Genomic DNA, 17,931 nt, shown 5'->3' with positions numbered 1-17,931 from the left:
TCACTCCTATTCAATAGTTACTTCCACAATATCTCCATCAGCACTATTTACATCTACTATTTTTCCAGAAATCCCATTGTCAATCGCTTCTGCTATAAGGTTTAAATCAATATTTTCCATCCCCTTAACATCAGTATTTATAGGAATTTTCCCGAAGGTTTTTAGCACAGTTTTTATAAACTTAATTGGTAAATTTACATTTACTACATCACCTTCATGCGAATTAACTCTTATTTTAAGTGTTTTATTTATAATGTCATCATCTTGAGCTAACTGAACGCTGGTACTTGTTTTTTTATCACCTATAGCTTCTATAAGCTCCTGTGCTTTATCCGCAGTTATTTTTCCTTCTTCAACCATTTTTAAAATTTTTGATATTTCTTCATTCATAATAAACTCCTCCATTTTATTCATTTAACATTTTAATTGCTTCGTCAGGAGTTATCTCTCCTTTATCAAGCATATCAATAACTTTCTTTTTATCCACATTTGAAGTGGAAGGAGCAACATTATACCCAAGAGCAGTTAAAACCTCATCCAATTTTGCCCTAACCGTTGGATACGATATTCCAAGTTCTTTTTCAACATCTTTTATATTCCCTCTATTTTTAAGGAACGCACCAACGAAATTTAGCTGGTCACTTGTAAGATATTCAAATCTAGTTGATAATTCAAATTTATTTTCAATTACAGTTTTGCATTTACTGCATTCAAGTTTTGTTATATTAAGTTTTCCTCCACAAACTGGGCATTTATTTAAAATTTTGTAGGCCAAGTTATCACTTCCTTCCTATGAATATAATATAACACTGCCATTAAACATTTTCAAGTATTATATTAAAATTATTTATCAATATTTATATTTATATTGATAAAATTAATGTCAATATTAACATTTTTAACATAAGTATTAACTTTATCAATAAAATAATATTTATAAAAAGCTGTGTTATAAAGCAAAAGCTTATAAAAATACTGAACTATATAATTAAAATAAATCAAATTATATAGTTCAGTATTAGTTAAACTAAATCCAGACACATTATAATTGTGTACACAGTGTGGAGCTGTAATTTTAATTTTATTCACGGCATCTTATTTAAGCACATAGTATTTAAGATTCTCTTAATCTCGTCTATATTTTTTCCTATTCCAGCTTCCACCGCTGCTGTAAGCGATCCTTCAACAAATGCCGTGTCAATAATTTCAATCTTATCCTTTTTACATTCATCAATACAATCAACTGCCATTTCTGCGCTATTATATGCACTTCCCATGTCAAAAATTATTATTACTCCGTCTTCAGAATATACTTCATTTATAGCGTCAATAATTCTCTTTACATCTGTTCCAAACCTACCGTCCTCTGTACCACCCGCTGCTGCTATATGTGCATTAGAGGCTATCTCCTTACATAGCTTTTTTATGTCCTTAGCAAGATCAAAACTGTGCGAAACTACTACTATTCCTACCACAATAAACCACACTCCCAACTTTTTTCTAACCAGTCACCTTCTATATAAATTTTCAACCCCTTATAAACCTTCAATAATTGTTTTACAATTATGCACATGTCAATTATATCATTATGTGTAATAAAATTCATCTACGTTTTCAACTATTATACAATTATAGAAAATGCCAGAAAACAATTTTAAAAATGATTTCCTGGCATCCATAAACTTATTGATTTGAAATTTTTCTCGCATAAGAATTATACTTCAAAAATTCTTTTAGTCTCATCACAAGTTATTCTATATTCTTTTCCATTAACTTTTGTTAAAAGTATTACTTTACCTTTCCATAAATCAACCATATATTTAAGTGTAGATTCGGCATAATTTAAATTCAGTTCTCTTCCATCATAAACATGTTGCAAGGTAAGAGTATTGTCTTTAAGTGACATATCTATCACACGTATAAGTGGTATATTATTCATGCCGCAGGAATTGCAAATTGAATTTCTTATGTTCATCCACCCATCTTCGTCAGCTACATCATCGATAGTATATTCACCATTTTTATTTGAATATTGAAACAAATTTAGTTCTTCACATATTTCTCTTGTAAGATATCTTCTTATAAATGATTCATCTCTTTCAATTTTTCTTACTTCAAAAATTTTATCTCTTCCATATCTCCTTTCAATATCCTTCAAAAGCATAAATCCAAGATAGTATGGATTTAACGAACCAAAAAGTGGAGCAATTACATCATTATGCCTCTTTATAAATTCAAGATGAAGCCCTGTCGGAAGATCAAGTTCATTTAATATGGTATAATGCCAAAAACTTGCCCATCCTTCGTTCATTATTTTAGTTTCAATTTGCGGTATAAAATAAAAAGTTTCTTTCCTCACAATTTCTATTATATTTCTTTCCCACTCTTCAAGATGAGCATGATTTTGAATAAAATAAACAACATCATCTTCTGGTTCAATAGGAATTTTATTTAGATCAGGTTCTTTAGCTTCTCTTATAGGTTCATATTGGTTTCTATTTTCAATTTTTTTATTAAAATCATTTATAATATTCCTTTTAATTTGGCTATCAGATAACCTTTTAACTCCTACTACCCTTGAGGTTTGATATCTTATCGCATGAGCTGCATCTAAAATATGTTCTACTCTAGCATTTCCTATAGATGGATCATTTATATATCCCCTTATTATATCAGCATCATTTTTAAACATTTGTATGGTATAACTAGCATCAGTCCCCATAGCAAAAAGCCTATTGTTTTTAAAAAAATCATTATGACCATAAACATGTGCCATCGTTAATATTTGAAGTAAAAGTGTGTTTTCCTTCATTAAATATGCAAGGCACGGATCTGAGTTTATTACCATTTCGTAAGGAAGTCCAACAAGGTCATAATTATACAGTGTCTTTTGTTTTTCATATGCTTTTCCAAAGCTCCAATGTGGATACCTTGACGGCATTCCAGTATAAGTTTCATAAGAAAGCATATCATTATAACTTACAATTTCAAATTCTTGTTCATAATAATCAAGCCCTTCCTCTTGTACTTTTTTCTCAATCTTTTCATTCCACTGTTCTAAATCCTTCAAAGTATAATTTTCTATGACTCTCCCTCCTTCAAATCCTTTATAAGCATTGCTTTTAATACTGGCCATAAATCTTCTTTATTTTTTATTGTTGAAGATATAAAATTATTTTTATTCATATTTGAATCAAGTTTATATTTCATAGTTCCAGAATAGGTATATGGTAAAATTTCAGCATAACCTACCATGTTACATACATTACAAAGATCATTAAAAGCTTTTAAAGCCCTTTCATCATCCTCTGTAAAATTGTCACCATCGCTTACATAAAAACCATATATATTCCAAAGCTCTGTATTATATCTTTCTTCTATTATTTGAAGTGCCTTATTTATCCCGCTTGATATATACGTTCCTCCAGACTCTACCTTATGAAAAAAATCATTTTCATTTACTTCATGCCCAACTGTAGAATGAGATATAAAAGTTATTTCAACACTTACATATTTAAGTCTTATAAATCTTGACAATATAAAAAAGAAGGAACGGGCAAGATATTTTTTTGTTGTATCCATTGAACCAGAACAATCCATAATACACATTATAGCCGCATTACATTCCTTTTTAGGTTTTTCTTTTATTCTGTGATACCTTAAATCCTCTTCTCTAAATGGAAATCTATCCTTCTCCTTGCTCTCATCTAATTCCGCCTCACGTATGGCTCTTTTCCTCCCCTGCTCTCTCTTTAATTTTTCAACTACAGTTTTCTTTTTTGCAAGTCTTGGCCTTATGCCATACTTTTGATAACCTGCCATTTTCTTCGAGCTTTCTGTAACTATTTCGGAATACTTTTTCTTATCAAGATTAGGCAAATTAATATCTTCAATTAAGTAGTTTATTACATCTTCTATGGTAACTTCCGTTTCATATATGTCTTCTCCTTCTTCGTTACCTGCTCCACCTTTTCCCTTACCAGCTTTTACTCTTTCTTTTCCAAGACTGTCTCCTTTTTTTCACTTCCATCTCCACTGCCTACCGCTGGAGAATTTTTTCCATATATAAATTCATATTCTTTAAGTCCTCTTATTGGTATCTTAATTTTTTTGTTTGCACCTTCGCCTATGATACTTCTTCTGATAAAATATCAGCCAAGTTTTCCTTAATAGCTTTCTCAACAAGCTCTCTATGCCTTCTTCTATCTCCTATGGTTCTATCATGATCCGTTGGATTGATATTGTAATCTCTAAATATTGCCATACCATCAATCCTTCCACAAATTATTGGCTGCATACTTTAAAATTACATCACAGCAGGAATCACAATATCCATTTCTTTTCATTTCTTCAACCATTGAATCGTATTTTTCATTTTGTTCTTTATCTCTAACTCTAGATTTAGTTATAATCCTTGAAAGGTCTTTTACAGATGCCGTGAGCTTCTTTTCTATGGCTTCTTTAAGAGGTTCATATGCATCATATGCTATATTTCCACCATTTCTTACAACATAAAACATATAGGAAGTTACATCCATTCTAAATCCTTTTGCAGAACTTTCTGAAATTCCAATTTGCTCTTCTATAGAACGCATGAACTTTTCATCTGGATTAAGTTCTTCACCTGTGGACTTATCCTTTATTTTATTCTTATTTACGAATGCTTCTGCATTATCAAGATAATTATTAAACAAAGTTTCTGCCTGCTCTCTGTAACTTTGTATAAATGCTTTTGTTATTTCTTTTTCAAGTACCTTATTATATTCTTTTCTTATTACATTTTGAACAAATCCAAGATATTTCTTTCTTTCATCTTCGGATATATCAAGTTCCTTTACAGATTTTATAATACTCTCCATTATGCTTAAAGGATTTATGCAGTCATATTCAGAACTAGAAAGTGCATTATCTATTGCTTTTACTATAAATCTTGTAGATATTCCATTCATTCCTTCCATTATTCCAGCTTCTTCTCTAAGTTCATTTATATCAACCTTCTTAGTTGTTCCATTTTCTACTATGTCTTCACCATTATATATTTTAAGCTTTGTTATAATATCAACTTTAGAGGAAGGCTTAAGTCTTGAAAGTATTGCAAACATAGCTGCTGTGCTCAAAGTATGAGGAGCTATATGCGCTGTAAAATTACTCTTTTTAAGTATCTTTTCATAAATTTTTATTTCTTCATTAAGTTCAAGACAATACGGAACTTCAATTTTTACTATTCTATCAAGTATAGCTTCATTTGTATGATCAGATTTAAACTTATTCCATTCTGCCTCATTTGAGTGAGCTATAATAAGCCCATCAAAATATATCATTGCACCTTTTCCTGGCGATGGTATAGATTTTTCCTGAGTAGCAGTTATTATTGTGTGAAGATATTCAACATCATTCTTAAATACTTCTATAAACTCTACCATACCCCTATTTCCAACGTTGAAAGCTCCATTTAAGGAGAATATCCTTGGATCGTCCTCTGAATATAAATCCATTTTTGATATATCTATGGAACCAGTTAAAATTGAAGTATCCTGATTGTTAGGATCTACTGGTGGAACTACACCAATACCTTTTCTTGATCTTATTGAAAAGCCACTGGTTGTAATTGGAAATTTTTCGTATTCACCCTTATAGTCATGTGTAAGTCTATACTTACAAACAGGACACAAATCTCCTTCTATTTCTATACCAAGTTCTTTTTCAAATTCTCCCCTTAAATGCTTAGGTATAAGATGCAGCGGTTCTTCTCTCATAGGACATCCTTTAAGACTGTAAACAGGCTGCGAAGCTTCAAGTGCTTTTTTTATAGCTTCAACTAATGATGATTTTCCTGCTCCAACAGGTCCAACAAGATAAAGTACCTGCCTTGCCTCTTCCCCTTTCATTGAGGAAGCATTGAAATAATTTACAAGTTTCATTATAACTTTATCTATTCCAAAAAAGTCATCTTTAAAAAAAGTTGTATTTCTTTATAGGTTCGTTCCCATATATTTTTCTTGTCCTTGGATTTTCTTCTGGTTTTAATACTTCAAATCCTTTTTCCTTTATAATGTCATATATCCTTTTATGTGCAAGCTTACAAACATCGGGATTTTTTTTTAACTATATCAAGATATTCAAGAAATGTACCTTCAAATTTAATCTTATTTGAGTTTTCCCTATCATTCTTTATTATCTCTTTAAAATCCATAAACGCACCTCCTAATGGCAATTTAAAATTACAAGCCATAAAATATAATCTTCATACAAAATATATATTTTTTTTTTCATATTTATATTCATAAACTTTACAAAATAAAATTTTATTGACATTTACAATCTTAACTAATATAATAAAGTAAAATTTTAATTACAATCTTATCAAGAGAGGCTGAGGGACTGGCCCTTCGAAGCCCGGCAACCAGTACTTATACATGTAGTATATGGTGCTAATTCCAGCAGCTAGGTAAGTTTTATACTTATAGGCTGATAGATGAGAATAATCCTTAGAGTAATTACTCGAGATTTTTCTCGGGTTTTTGTTATGTGAGGATTTAAGATTTTCTGTCAAAACAAAAAAATTATTCAAAACCGCGCACTGTGAATTGTGTATTGTGAACTGATATAAAGGGGGCTAATAAATGAATTCAAATATAGTAGACTTACTAAACAAGAAAATTCTTGTGCTTGATGGTGCTATGGGAACGTGTATTCAAGGCTTTAACCTTAATGAACATGACTTTTGCGGATCTCTTCACTGCCATATAAATCAAAAGGGCAACAACGACATTTTAAATCTTACAAATCCAGAGGTAATAAAAGCTATTCACAATAAATACCTTGAAGCTGGGGCTGACATCATTGAAACCAATACTTTCAATGGAAACAGAATATCTCAAAGTGATTACAACATGGAAGGTAAAATATACGAAATCAATTTTACTGGAGCTAAACTTGCAAAGGAAGCTGTTGATGCCTTCACTAAAAAAACTCCAGGAAAACCTCGTTTTGCAGCTGGTTCTATTGGTCCTACAAACAGAACCTTATCCATGTCACCAGACGTTGAAAATCCCGGTTTTAGAAATGTAAATTTTGATGATCTTGTTTTAGCATACAGCGAACAAATTGAAGGTCTTATAGACGGTGGTGTAGATTTACTTCTTATAGAAACTATATTCGATGCTTTAAATGCAAGAGCCGCTATATTGGCTGCCGAAAGCGTATTTGAAAAAAAATCTCGTGTCCTTCCTATTATAATATCTGGAACTGTAGCGGATAAAAGTGGAAGAATTCTTTCTGGTCAAACACTTGAAGCTTTTGCAGAAAGCATGAAAAATGAGCATGTGATTGCCATAGGCCTTAACTGTTCCTTTGGTGCAAAAGAACTCGTACCTTTTATAAAGCAACTTTCTGATACTCAAGATAAATATATATCTTTTTATCCAAATGCTGGGCTTCCAAATTCACTTGGAGAATATGAAGAACTTCCAGAACAAACAGCTTCTCTTGTTAAAAGGCTTGCACTAGACGGAAACATCAATATTGTTGGAGGCTGCTGTGGTACCACCCCTAATCACATTAAAGCCATAAGTAATGCTGTTGATGGCATAAAACCAAGAAAAATTCCTAAATTAGAACCAGAAACAATTTACTGCGGTCTTGAAGCTGTAAGAATAAACAAGGAAAGTAACTTTGTAAATGTAGGTGAAAGAACAAATGTAGCAGGTTCAGCAAAATTTGCAAGGCTTATAAGGGAGAAGAATTATGAGGAAGCCTTATCTGTAGCAAAACATCAAGTTGAAAATGGGGCTCAGATAATAGATGTAAATTTTGATGATGCTCTTTTAGATGCTACGGTTGAGATGGAAACATTTTTACGTCTCATTGCAAGTGACCCTGAAATTTCAAAGGTTCCAGTAATGATAGATTCCTCCAATTTTGAGGTTTTGGAAACTGGTCTTAAATCAATTCAAGGTAAAGCAATTGTAAACTCTATAAGTCTTAAGGTTGGAGAAAAAAGATTTTTAGAGGAAGCAAAAATAATTAAAAACTTTGGCGCTGGTGTTGTAGTTATGGCGTTTGACGAAAATGGTCAAGCCGAGACCTTTGAAAGAAAAATAGAAATTTGCAAAAGAGCTTATGAACTCCTAACTAAAAAAATAAACTTTCCATCAGAAAAATATTATTTTTGATCCTAATATCTTAGCTATTGCAACAGGAATAGAAGACCATGATAACTACGCTGTAAATTATATAAAAGCTGTAAAATGGATAAAAGAAAATTTACCTTATGCAAAAGTAAGCGGAGGCGTAAGCAATCTTTCCTTTTCTTTTAGAGGAAATAATGTAATAAGAAAAGCTATGCACTCAGTTTTCCTATATCACGCGATAAATGCAGGAATGGACATGGGAATAGTAAACCCTGGAATGATTGATCTTTATGATGATATAGACAAAGAGCTTTTATCTAAAGTTGAAGCTGTAATACTAAATAAAAAACATAATGCCTCTGAAGAACTCCTCGAATTTGCCCAAGATTACAAAAGTTCGGAAAAAACTAAAAATAAAACTGAAGATGTATGGAGATCTAAAAATTCCAGTGAAAGACTAAGCCATGCTTTAGTTAAAGGAAATGTAGAATTTATAGCTGAAGATATAGAAGATGCAAGAAAAGAATACAAAAGTGCTTTAGAGATTATAGAAGGCCCTCTAATGGATGGAATGAAAAAGGTTGGAGCGCTATTTGGTGAAGGAAAAATGTTTTTACCTCAGGTTGTTAAAAGCGCTAGAGTTATGAAAAAAGCAGTTGAATGCTTACTTCCATATATAAACGCTGAAAAAGGCAGCAGCACCAGTGCGGGAAAAATTGTATTTGCAACTGTAAAAGGTGATGTCCATGACATAGGAAAAAATATAGTTTCTGTAGTGCTTTCCTGCAACAATTTTGAGGTTATAGACCTTGGTGTCATGGTACCATGCGAAACTATACTTGAAACTGCCATAAAGGAAAAAGCAGATATAATAGCCTTGAGTGGTTTAATAACACCGTCCCTAAATGAAATGAGTCATGTTGCAGAAGAAATGAAACGTCAAGGCTTAAATATTCCTCTTATAGTTGGCGGCGCAGCAACTTCAAAAACTCATACAGCTTTAAAAATCGCAACTAAATATGAAAAAGTAATTTATAGTACAGATGCTTCCAATGCAGTAGAGGTTACTAAAAACCTTATGAGTTCTAAAAGTGAAAACTATATAACTAAAATTCACAAAGAATATGATGATATACGCAAAACATTTTCTGAGCACAAAGCAAACCTTATAACTTTAGAAAAGGCAAGAAAAAATAAATTTAATATTGATTGGAAAAAAACTGAAATTAAAACTCCAAACTTCATTGGTATAAAAAAGATTATAAATTTTCCTTTAAAGGAACTTAGAAAATATATAGATTGGACTTTTTTCTTTACAGCTTGGGATATGAAAATGGTTTATCCTAAAATATTAGAGGATCCAAAATACGGAGCTGAAGCAAAAAAACTTCTATATGATGCTAATAAAATGTTAGATTTGTTTGAAAATGAAAATATAATAAGTGCAAATGGTGTCCTTGGAATCTTTCCTGCAAATTCAATTGGTGACGACATTGAAGTATATCATAACCAAAAAACTGTAATCTTTAATATGCTTCGCCAGCAGCAAATATTGAAAGACAATTATTTCAAATCACTTTCAGATTACATCGCTCCAAAAGAAAGTGGAATAAAGGATTATATCGGTGGATTTATTGTAACTACTGGTATTGGTGCAAAGGAATACTCTGAACAATTAAAGAATAATGGTGATGAATACGGCGCTGCCATGGTAAAAATATTATGCGATAGGCTTGCAGAAGCTTTTTCTGAGATACTTCACCTTGAAGTTAGAAAGTCTTACTTTGGATACGCACCAGAAGAAAACTTATCTCTTCCAGATTTGCTTAAAGGAGCTTACAGAGGAATTCGTCCTGCTTTTGGATATCCTTGTCTCAATAATCATGCTGAAAAAGCAAAATTATTTCAGCTGCTTTACGAAGAAGGAGATATTGGAGTTAACTTAACTGAAAATTACATGATGGATCCAGTTTCAAGTACTTGCGGACTGTACTTTGCAAATAAAGAAGCTAAATACTTTACAATAAATAAAATTGGAAGAGACCAATTAGAAGATTATGCCGATAGAAGCCAAAAAGATATTAAAGAATTAGAAAAACTATTTAATACTTTAATATAAAATCAAGGAAAGCTATTTTTAGCTTTCCTTAATTGCTTTTAATATTGTTTATTTCTATACTACCGGCACTATCCTTTAATTGAATCATATTATTACTTTTTCCTACCTCTCCCTTTGCCGTTTTTTCACCGAATTCACCATTTATATTTATACTAGAAAAATCGCTTTTTATACTTCCAGCACTTGCTTCTGCATCTAACTTGAATGCTGAAGCTTTAGGAAGTGTCAGTTTTATTCGTCCAGCAGAGGCTGAAAAATCAACATTATTATTAAATTTATCGTATTGAATCTCTGTATTACCTGCAGAGTTTGATCCCTCTATATCACCAGTAAACTTTGTAATTTGAATTTTTCCTGCTGATGCCCTTAAATTTGAACTCCTAGTTTTTAAATTGTCTGCATTTAAATTTCCAGCCGAATTCTTATATGTGAAGGTAGTTGCTGACACATTTTTCATTTGTAATTTACCTGCACTAAGTTTACAATCCAAGTTTTTAAGCTCATATCCGTTTATATTCACATCTCCTGCTGAAGATACTACCTTTAGACTATTTTTATATGAAGTCGGTAAACTTATATTTGCAACTATATCCGAGCTATAGTTTAAGAAAAAACCCATATGTTTTTTAGTTAATTCCACATATAAAGTTTTACCTTCCTTATAGCATTTAAGTTCTGGTTCTGTATAAGCATTACTTGCAGTTATTTCTCCATCTACTTTTACCTTAATACTATTTGTACCTTCATTATTAAATTTTATATCGCCAGAATAAAAATCAATTGATATTTCATCTATTCCATCAAGATCCATACTTTTACTAGCGTGATAATTATAACTGTTACCAGCTAGCTGAAAAAGACCATGCCCTCCAAGCTTATCATTAGTAGTAAATGAAAAATTCCCAAAAGAAAAAAATGTTAAAGCTGCTATACCATATGATACTAACATTACTCCAAGCAAGCACAAAACAACTTTTTTTACATTAAAATTATTCTTAAAATCCATAACCTCCTACTCCCCCTTTATTGTTTTTATATTCCACTTAACGTACTTAACTGTAATTCCCATAAAAAACTTCACAAGATAAAACATTCCTATACAAAACAAAATTCCTAACGCAGTTGTTCCTATACCCACAAAAAATATTGATATGTCAGGGATACCATTAGGCGTACTAACAAGTCCAGGAAATATTGGTCTTAATATAGTACAAATAGTTGTAACAACTCCAGCTACTAAAACACCAATGGCTCCACAACACATTCCGATAAGTGCCCCTAATATTCCAAGATACGGTCCTAAAATGAATACAAGGTTAAAAAATACTAATGCAATAAAAATTCCTATAGATCCTCCAACTGACTGATTTGAATTAACTTTACTATTATCATCTGTATTTCTATATTGAGCAGCTATGTCCCTTGGACTTCCAAGTTCCTTTATAAGCTCATCTTCAGTTTTACCGCTTTCCATCCCAATTCTAAAATGTTCTTCATAATCGTAAAGAATTTCTTCCCTTTCATCATTACCAAAATCGCTTAAATAATGTCTCAAGGCATCCATAAATTCTTCCCTTTTACTCATCAATATCAGCCTCCTTTAAAATATTATTAACCTTCTCAACAAAGTTTTCCCATTCATCTGTAAGCTTTTTTCTCGTTTCCTTCCCAAGTTCAGTTAATCTATAATACTTTCTAGGAGGTCCTTCTGTAGACTCCTGCAAATATGTTGTAAAATAGCCTTCTTTGCTTAATCTTCTTAAAATAGGATAAATAGTTCCATCTGAAATCTCTATGTCCTTGGATATTTCATTTACTAACTCATATCCATAACAATCTTTCTTATCCAATACCGCGAGTACACAAAGTTCCAGGATTCCCTTTTTTAACTGCGTATTCATAATCATTACTCTCCTTGTTTATTTTGTACAACTATAATATATCACTTAGTAGTGTATAATGCAAGATACCAAGTGATACTTTTTACTACAGACGACTTAAAGATTATAAATATCCAGGTTATCCTTACAAACTGGAATTTAGCGAGGTGATATTGATTTGGGATATTAAATAAAGCTAATAAATCTAAGACGATAAATCCTAAAAATCTAAGAGAATTTAATAACTCGCATACGCTCAAACAGATTAAATTCTCTAAGACTTTTACGATTTATCATCTAAGATTTATAAAGCTTTATTTAAACCATCCCAACACCTCATTTCTAGCAATGAGGTTTATTATACTATAAATTTTGTTTTTGAGGACATAATCAAATGTGGTACACTAAGACATTATCACTTTTCAATCATAATTAATTAATACATTTCTATGAAAATATTTACAAATTAAATTGAACCTGCTATAATGGAATTAACTTAAACGCTTAAGTAATAAAAATAGGTATCATCAGGTGGGATAAAAATGAAAAAAGTTACTATGAAAGATATTGCAATACGCGCAGACGTATCTTTAGCTACTGTGTCTTATGTACTAAATAATAATGAAAAAGAAAAAATTAATGATGAAACAAAAGAAAAAATATTTAAAATAGCAAAAGAACTTAACTATGTTCCAAATTTAAATGCTCGTTCTCTAGTTAATAAAAAATCTGGACTTATCGGTGTTATAGTTGTACGAGATTATAAAACCGAAGGACCATGGAAAAAAAACTTTTACAGTAGTTATATAAATACCCTTGAAAGACTGCTTAATAAACAAGGCTATCATTTACTTATAACTAATGTTCCTTCAGATAAACCAAATTTAAATATTATTTTGCAAAGAGAACTTGAAGCTGTTTTTGTTATTGACGTTGATGAAAAATTTTTCTTATAAAATTTCTAATTAAATTTTACCGTTCCAATAATAATTCTAGATAGTATTATAGAAGATAATCTATTTTACAAAATTTTACCAAATTTTCAGTATACTATAAATAAAGCCTTAGAAGACATTAATGATAAAGAAGCTTATCTCATAACTGAAAAATTTAATAGTACTAAAGTTATGGACTCCATAATTAATACTTTCAATAAAAAAAAGCATAATTTATATATAATGGAATCTAAAGAAGGTATAAAAAATTTTCTTAAAACAAGGAAAGATAATAAGGGAATAGTAATAAGTGAATATGTTGCCTTACTAGCTGAAAGATATGTTGATTACAAAAACCTTACAGTTATATCTACGTGTGGTGACTCATACTTTTTGCCTGAAGATATAAACTTGCTTGAATTTAATATATTAAATAAAGCAGAAAAATCCGTGGAATTAATGAAGGAACTTTTAGAACAAAAGTACAGGGGAAATAGATATCTCATACTGCAAGCAGAGTAAAATCTGCTTAAAAATATGTACTTAAACGATTAAGTTTAAAGAACAAGAATATATTGACAACACAAAATAGAAGTTGGAGCTTAAAATAACATCTTAATAAGGAGGAATAAACATGTTAAAAGAAGCAATTTTACACATGAGTGACAGCACGTTTGCCTACAGTATAGGCAAATATTCATTGATCTTAAAAATAAGAGTTAAAAAAGGTGATATGGATGAAGTTAATTTATACTATGGCGATCGATATGAGCCAGTCAAAGAAATAACAATGTATAAAAAAGAAATGGATGTTACTTATACTGATGACTTGTATGATTATTATGAAGTTCAAATTACCCCTTCCTTTAATAAAATAGGATATTACTTCGAACTTATATCTGGTAAAGAAAAAGTTATATATCTCAAGGAAGGTTCTTAAATAATCCTCCAAAAGAGCGAAATCAGCTGTTTATGTTCGCATATATATGTAAAGCAGACATATACAAGGGATATAATTATTGGAAAGATATGATAGTATATGAAATATTTGTAGATAGATTTTACAAGGATGGAATTGATGAAAGTTGGTACAAACTACCTACAGCAAACGATATTTATGGTGGGAATCTTAAGGGAATATTAAACAAACTTGATTATCTTGAAAAATTAGGTGTTAATTGCATATATCTAACCCCAATATTTTCATCACCAAGCAATCATAAATATGACACTGTTGACTACTATACTATTGATAAAAGCTTTGGTGACAAAGAGACCTTAAAAACTTTAATAGATGAGTGTCATAAAAAAGACATTAAAATTATTCTTGATGCTGTGTTCAATCATACAAGCAATCAATTTTTTTTGCCTTTAAAGATGTACTCGAAAAAGGAAGTAATTCTAAATACTATAATTGGTATCTCTTTAAGGATAAAAATAACTACGAGTGCTTTGGTTCTTCAAAAAATATGCCTAAGTTTAATACTGCTTGCAGTGAAGCAGCAGAGTATGCTATAAACGTAGCAAAATATTGGATCAAAGAATTTCATATTGATGGCTGGAGATTAGATGTTGCCAATGAAATAGACCATAAATTTTGGAGAAGATTTAGAGAAGAAATCAAAAGTGTTAAACCAGACGCCTTCATAATAGGCGAGGCATGGGACGGTGCTGAAAGTTATCTCAATGGAGATCAGTATGATTCTGTAATGAACTATCCTTTCATGTATGCTTTAATAAATTATTTTGCTAAAAACTCTTTCACTATAAATGAATTTGATGCATATATAAATAACCTTTTTTGCACGATATAGAAAACCAATAAGAAACCAGATGCTAAATCTTATTGGCAGCCATGATACTAGCAGATTTCTTTATGAAGCAGGTGAAAATATAGAGTCATTGAAAATGGCTGTATTCTTTCAAATGACTTCTATTGGAATACCAATGGTATACTATGGGGATGAATTAGGATTAACAGGTGGTAATGATCCTGACTCCAGAAGAACCATCGATTTTAAAAATGGAAATAAAGAACTTTTTAATTATTATAAAAAACTTATATCTATTAGAAAGAATAGTGCCGCTTTAAAGTACGGTGAATTCAAAACTATATATGCAAGCGACAACGTTTATGCATATAAAAGGTTCACAACAGATGAGAATATAATAAATATTTTTAATAATAACGCTGCTAAAAAAAGCATTGTTCTAAATATTGCTGGCACTAAAGTGATGGATTTATATAATAATACAAACTATTATTTAGAAGCTAATAAATTAATTATTAATATGTCTCCCTTCCAAAAATGCATATTGAAGCTTGAGTAAAATTTAGAAAAAAACTGTCGTCCTAATTATTAGCTTGCAAGAATACAACATGGTCTGTGTAAACTCTATGAAGAAACACAGACTATGTCTTTTTCCAACAAAAAATTAATAAAATAATGTATTAGAAAAACTGCTATATATCACATAAATCACCATCATAAACAATTGCGAAAAAATTTTTCTATTTATCTTTCAATTACAATTCCAGTAATATCAAGCTTCCTGCAAGCCTCTAACTTTTCTACTGTTCCACCTAGCTTCCCACTGTCCTTCATGACTACAATTTTTGCAGCATATTCCTTAAATAAAGCCATGTTAATTTCTTCACTAAAAGGCCCAAGTACTGCAATAATATCCTTCATTTTAACCTTGCTTTCTCTGCAAAACTTAATACTTTCCACTGCTGGAAGCACTCTGTAAATAAATCTATTATTACCTCGTATAGTTTCAAAATCCTTTATATTTTTAGAGCCAGTGGTAAAAAACACACTGCCTTTTATTTTTCCAAGGCTTTTCAAATATTCCATACAAGCTTCCACTGAATTTACATAAATGCAATTTTTATATTTGACTTTTGTCTTAGGTCTTTCATACCTTTTGTATTTTACCTTGCACTTTTTAGAAGCCTCTTTTGCATTTTTAGTAACCTCAACAGCATAAGGATGAGACATATCTAAAACTGTATCTATAGAGTAACCTGTTATAAATTTCTCCATAGACTTTTCATCCATTCTGCCTATTATTAAATGCTCATCCTCCAAAAATTCTCTTTCAGACACTGTTGCCGCTGTGACTACATATTTTTCCTTATCTCTTATCCTTTTTACGAATTCAACAGCTTCAGAAGTTCCTCCAATTATCCAAATCATATTTTATAGCCTCTCGGAGTTATAATTTTTCCATTTTTAATGTAGGTTTCTTTGTTTCCTATAATAACCACGGTTTTCATATCCACAAAATCATAATTTATATTTGAAAGAGTAGTTATAAGCTTTTTCCTGCCTTCTCTTCCTGCATTTTTAACTATTCCCACAGGAGTATCAGCATCTTTATACTTCATAATTATACCTACTGCATTTTTTAAATAATCTTCACGTCCCTTGCTTCTTGGATTGTAGATTGCTATTACAAAATCACCTTTTGCCGCGCACTCTATTCTTTTTTCTATTAGTTCACAAGGCGTTAACAGATCACTTAAACTTATGGTACAAAAATCATGCATTATTGGTGCACCAATTTCTGAAGCTGCTGCAAAAGAACTGGTAACCCCAGGAATTACTTCTACCTCAATTCCAGAAGCAAGTTCCAAGATTGGTCCTGCCATACCATAGAGCCCTGCATCACCTGTGCTTATTATAGAAGTGTCAAAGCCTTCACGAACCTTTTCAATGGCAATTTTACACCTTTCAATCTCTTCTCTCATACCTGTACTTATTACCTTCTTTTCCTCAAGTATATCCTTTAAAATATCTATATAAAAACTATATCCAACGACAATCTGTGATTTTTTTATTGCCTTTAATGCCATCAAAGTCATATGTTCTATACTTCCTGGACCTATTCCTATCACATAAAGCTTTGCCATAGCTCTTCTCTCCTTCCAACCGCAATTGTAATTCCCTTTTGCGCAGTTTTTTTAACTATTATTTTTCCACTGCCAAGATATGCTGCCGGCTCACAAACAGATGAAACTCCAACCTTAGCTGCCACAAAATCACTTTTGTCAAATTTATCTTCAACAGCTTTAATCTCTTCCATAGAAAAGGTTTTAAAATCACATTTAAGCTGACTGCATAAATCAATTATCCCTTTTTCATTTTTCTTTACATCCATGCTGCATATAGCCCCAATAGATTTCATACTCAAGTTATTATCATTAAAAATTTGGGTTATCAAACTTAAAATCTCCTCCATGGGCTTTCCCCTTTTGCAGCCTACACCAACCACCAAATTTTTAGGTCTCAAAATACAATATGGCTTTTCTTCCTCTACTCTTTCCTTTGATGTAACATATAAAGCTCCATCATAATTTTCTTTCACTATATTGCTGTAATTTATCATTTTTTTCATTTCAGACTTAAAAGCTATAGCTCCGCAATTAACCATGATCGAGGTTAATTTCTTTAAAGCTTCCATGTCTTCAATTAAAAATCCACATCTTTTTGCAAAAATATCTGGAGCTTCTATCCCTCTACCGTCCGAGGCTGTCGTTATTATCGCCTCAGCATTTATCAATTTTGAAATTTTAAGAGCAAGTTCATTTGCACCACCTAAATGTCCAGATAAAAGACTTATTGAAAATCTGCCAATATCATCTATAACCACAACAGCTGGATCCTCTGTTTTAGATTTTATATATGGCGCAATAAGTCTGACAGCTATACCTGCAGCTGATATAAAAACTATTCCTTGAAATCCATCAAAAATATCTTTAATATCAGTTTTACCTTTAAAAATTACAGCGTTCTCCATAGCTTTTTTTATTTTAATTGCAATTTTTTCTCCTTTATCCGTTAAAAAAAATAACTGCAATT

15 protein-coding genes, 4 pseudogenes and 1 riboswitch are annotated in these 17,931 nt (G+C 31.1%); of the genes and pseudogenes, 7 read left to right on the top strand and 12 right to left on the bottom strand.

Features of this window, described 5'->3' with window-relative positions:
- Window positions 1-6: 6 nt before the first annotated feature.
- The 6 genes and pseudogenes from AGR56_RS11470 to AGR56_RS11440 all read right to left on the bottom strand — a co-directional run bounded on the left by AGR56_RS11470 (window position 7) and on the right by AGR56_RS11440 (window position 6,193).
- Entirely contained in the window at window positions 7-390 is a 384-nt protein-coding gene (locus tag AGR56_RS11470; protein ID WP_053243322.1) for a hypothetical protein, read from the bottom strand.
- A 16-nt stretch (window positions 391-406) separates the two neighbouring features.
- Window positions 407-775, bottom strand: a complete 369-nt coding sequence (locus AGR56_RS11465; protein WP_053242354.1) for a DUF2089 domain-containing protein — start codon at window positions 773-775, stop codon at window positions 407-409.
- 310 nt (window positions 776-1,085) lie between these two features.
- The gene (gene dhaM / locus AGR56_RS11455; protein ID WP_053242352.1) at window positions 1,086-1,475 is read right to left on the bottom strand and encodes a dihydroxyacetone kinase phosphoryl donor subunit DhaM; all 390 of its coding nucleotides are present in this window, start codon (window positions 1,473-1,475) and stop codon (window positions 1,086-1,088) included.
- A gap of 239 nt (window positions 1,476-1,714) precedes the next feature.
- Window positions 1,715-3,136, bottom strand: coding sequence for a SpoVR family protein (locus AGR56_RS11450; protein WP_053242351.1), 1,422 nt, complete (start codon window positions 3,134-3,136; stop codon window positions 1,715-1,717).
- Window positions 3,082-4,264 (bottom strand): annotated as a pseudogene (gene yhbH / locus AGR56_RS11445) (sporulation protein YhbH). The gene AGR56_RS11450 and the pseudogene yhbH overlap by 55 nt, the downstream one beginning before the upstream one ends.
- A gap of 4 nt (window positions 4,265-4,268) precedes the next feature.
- Window positions 4,269-6,193 (bottom strand): annotated as a pseudogene (locus AGR56_RS11440) (PrkA family serine protein kinase).
- A 164-nt stretch (window positions 6,194-6,357) separates the two neighbouring features.
- A riboswitch (SAM riboswitch) is annotated at window positions 6,358-6,482 on the top strand.
- A gap of 141 nt (window positions 6,483-6,623) precedes the next feature.
- Here AGR56_RS11440 and metH point away from each other — a divergent pair.
- Window positions 6,624-10,251 (top strand): annotated as a pseudogene (gene metH / locus AGR56_RS11435) (methionine synthase).
- A gap of 28 nt (window positions 10,252-10,279) precedes the next feature.
- Here metH and AGR56_RS11430 read toward each other — a convergent pair.
- The 3 genes from AGR56_RS11430 to AGR56_RS11420 are packed head-to-tail and all read right to left on the bottom strand — an operon-like array spanning window position 10,280 to window position 12,152.
- A complete protein-coding gene (locus AGR56_RS11430) occupies window positions 10,280-11,257 on the bottom strand; it encodes a DUF4097 family beta strand repeat-containing protein (protein WP_053242350.1) in 978 nt (325 codons plus the stop codon).
- A 6-nt stretch (window positions 11,258-11,263) separates the two neighbouring features.
- Window positions 11,264-11,836, bottom strand: coding sequence for a DUF1700 domain-containing protein (locus AGR56_RS11425; RefSeq protein ID WP_053242349.1), 573 nt, complete (start codon window positions 11,834-11,836; stop codon window positions 11,264-11,266).
- Window positions 11,829-12,152: a PadR family transcriptional regulator gene (locus AGR56_RS11420; protein ID WP_053242348.1), complete on the bottom strand. Its 324-nt coding sequence runs from the start codon at window positions 12,150-12,152 to the stop codon at window positions 11,829-11,831. Before AGR56_RS11420 ends, AGR56_RS11425 begins: the two co-directional genes overlap by 8 nt.
- Window positions 12,153-12,673: 521 nt before the next feature.
- Here AGR56_RS11420 and AGR56_RS11415 point away from each other — a divergent pair.
- The 6 genes and pseudogenes from AGR56_RS11415 to AGR56_RS11390 all read left to right on the top strand — a co-directional run bounded on the left by AGR56_RS11415 (window position 12,674) and on the right by AGR56_RS11390 (window position 15,397).
- On the top strand, window positions 12,674-13,087 hold the full coding sequence (locus AGR56_RS11415; RefSeq protein ID WP_053242347.1) for a LacI family DNA-binding transcriptional regulator: 414 nt from the start codon (window positions 12,674-12,676) through the stop codon (window positions 13,085-13,087).
- Between the two features lie 222 nt (window positions 13,088-13,309).
- Window positions 13,310-13,588, top strand: coding sequence for a hypothetical protein (locus AGR56_RS11410; protein WP_157055749.1), 279 nt, complete (start codon window positions 13,310-13,312; stop codon window positions 13,586-13,588).
- 112 nt (window positions 13,589-13,700) lie between these two features.
- The gene (locus AGR56_RS11405; RefSeq protein ID WP_053242345.1) at window positions 13,701-14,006 is read left to right on the top strand and encodes an alpha amylase N-terminal ig-like domain-containing protein; all 306 of its coding nucleotides are present in this window, start codon (window positions 13,701-13,703) and stop codon (window positions 14,004-14,006) included.
- Window positions 14,007-14,038: 32 nt separating this feature from the next.
- Window positions 14,039-14,440: pseudogene (locus tag AGR56_RS22825) on the top strand (alpha-amylase family glycosyl hydrolase); the annotation flags it as partial.
- The gene (locus AGR56_RS22820) at window positions 14,425-14,880 is read left to right on the top strand and encodes an alpha-amylase family glycosyl hydrolase (RefSeq protein ID WP_084756974.1); all 456 of its coding nucleotides are present in this window, start codon (window positions 14,425-14,427) and stop codon (window positions 14,878-14,880) included. The pseudogene AGR56_RS22825 and the gene AGR56_RS22820, both read left to right, overlap by 16 nt.
- Window positions 14,881-14,899: 19 nt before the next feature.
- On the top strand, window positions 14,900-15,397 hold the full coding sequence (locus AGR56_RS11390; RefSeq protein WP_053242342.1) for an alpha-amylase family glycosyl hydrolase: 498 nt from the start codon (window positions 14,900-14,902) through the stop codon (window positions 15,395-15,397).
- A 185-nt stretch (window positions 15,398-15,582) separates the two neighbouring features.
- On the opposite strand, the gene cobK is transcribed toward AGR56_RS11390, so the two are convergent.
- Genes cobK through cbiG form a run of 3 tightly spaced genes read right to left on the bottom strand, consistent with a single transcriptional unit; the run spans window position 15,583 to window position 17,929 of the window.
- Entirely contained in the window at window positions 15,583-16,266 is a 684-nt protein-coding gene (gene cobK, locus AGR56_RS11385; protein ID WP_053242341.1) for a precorrin-6A reductase, read from the bottom strand.
- Window positions 16,263-16,982: a precorrin-3B C(17)-methyltransferase gene (cobJ, locus tag AGR56_RS11380; RefSeq protein WP_053242340.1), complete on the bottom strand. Its 720-nt coding sequence runs from the start codon at window positions 16,980-16,982 to the stop codon at window positions 16,263-16,265. The genes cobK and cobJ overlap by 4 nt, the downstream gene beginning before the upstream one ends.
- Window positions 16,964-17,929 carry a cobalt-precorrin 5A hydrolase gene (gene cbiG / locus AGR56_RS11375; protein ID WP_053242339.1) on the bottom strand — a complete coding sequence of 322 codons (966 nt, stop codon included), beginning with the start codon at window positions 17,927-17,929 and terminating at the stop codon, window positions 16,964-16,966. The genes cobJ and cbiG overlap by 19 nt, the downstream gene beginning before the upstream one ends.
- Between the last annotated feature and the right edge of the window lie 2 nt (window positions 17,930-17,931).

Source organism: Clostridium sp. DMHC 10, from assembly GCF_001270375.1.
GTDB lineage: Bacteria > Bacillota > Clostridia > Clostridiales > Clostridiaceae > Clostridium_S > Clostridium_S guangxiense.
This window is presented reverse-complemented; position numbering and strand designations above follow the sequence as displayed.

What these genes read in the sequence shown, in the direction of transcription:
- AGR56_RS11470 (WP_053243322.1), bottom strand. Translation starts at nt 390, where the DNA reads ATGAATGAAGAAATATCAAAAATTTTAAAAATGGTTGAAGAAGGAAAA.
- AGR56_RS11450 (WP_053242351.1), bottom strand. Translation starts at nt 3,136, where the DNA reads ATGGCCAGTATTAAAAGCAATGCTTATAAAGGATTTGAAGGAGGGAGA.
- AGR56_RS11430 (WP_053242350.1), bottom strand. Translation starts at nt 11,257, where the DNA reads ATGGATTTTAAGAATAATTTTAATGTAAAAAAAGTTGTTTTGTGCTTG.
- AGR56_RS11425 (WP_053242349.1), bottom strand. Translation starts at nt 11,836, where the DNA reads ATGAGTAAAAGGGAAGAATTTATGGATGCCTTGAGACATTATTTAAGC.
- AGR56_RS11420 (WP_053242348.1), bottom strand. Translation starts at nt 12,152, where the DNA reads ATGAATACGCAGTTAAAAAAGGGAATCCTGGAACTTTGTGTACTCGCG.
- AGR56_RS11415 (WP_053242347.1), top strand. Translation starts at nt 12,674, where the DNA reads ATGAAAAAAGTTACTATGAAAGATATTGCAATACGCGCAGACGTATCT.
- AGR56_RS11410 (WP_157055749.1), top strand. Translation starts at nt 13,310, where the DNA reads ATGGAATCTAAAGAAGGTATAAAAAATTTTCTTAAAACAAGGAAAGAT.
- AGR56_RS11405 (WP_053242345.1), top strand. Translation starts at nt 13,701, where the DNA reads ATGTTAAAAGAAGCAATTTTACACATGAGTGACAGCACGTTTGCCTAC.
- AGR56_RS11390 (WP_053242342.1), top strand. Translation starts at nt 14,900, where the DNA reads ATGCTAAATCTTATTGGCAGCCATGATACTAGCAGATTTCTTTATGAA.
- cobK (WP_053242341.1), bottom strand. Translation starts at nt 16,266, where the DNA reads ATGATTTGGATAATTGGAGGAACTTCTGAAGCTGTTGAATTCGTAAAA.
- cobJ (WP_053242340.1), bottom strand. Translation starts at nt 16,982, where the DNA reads ATGGCAAAGCTTTATGTGATAGGAATAGGTCCAGGAAGTATAGAACAT.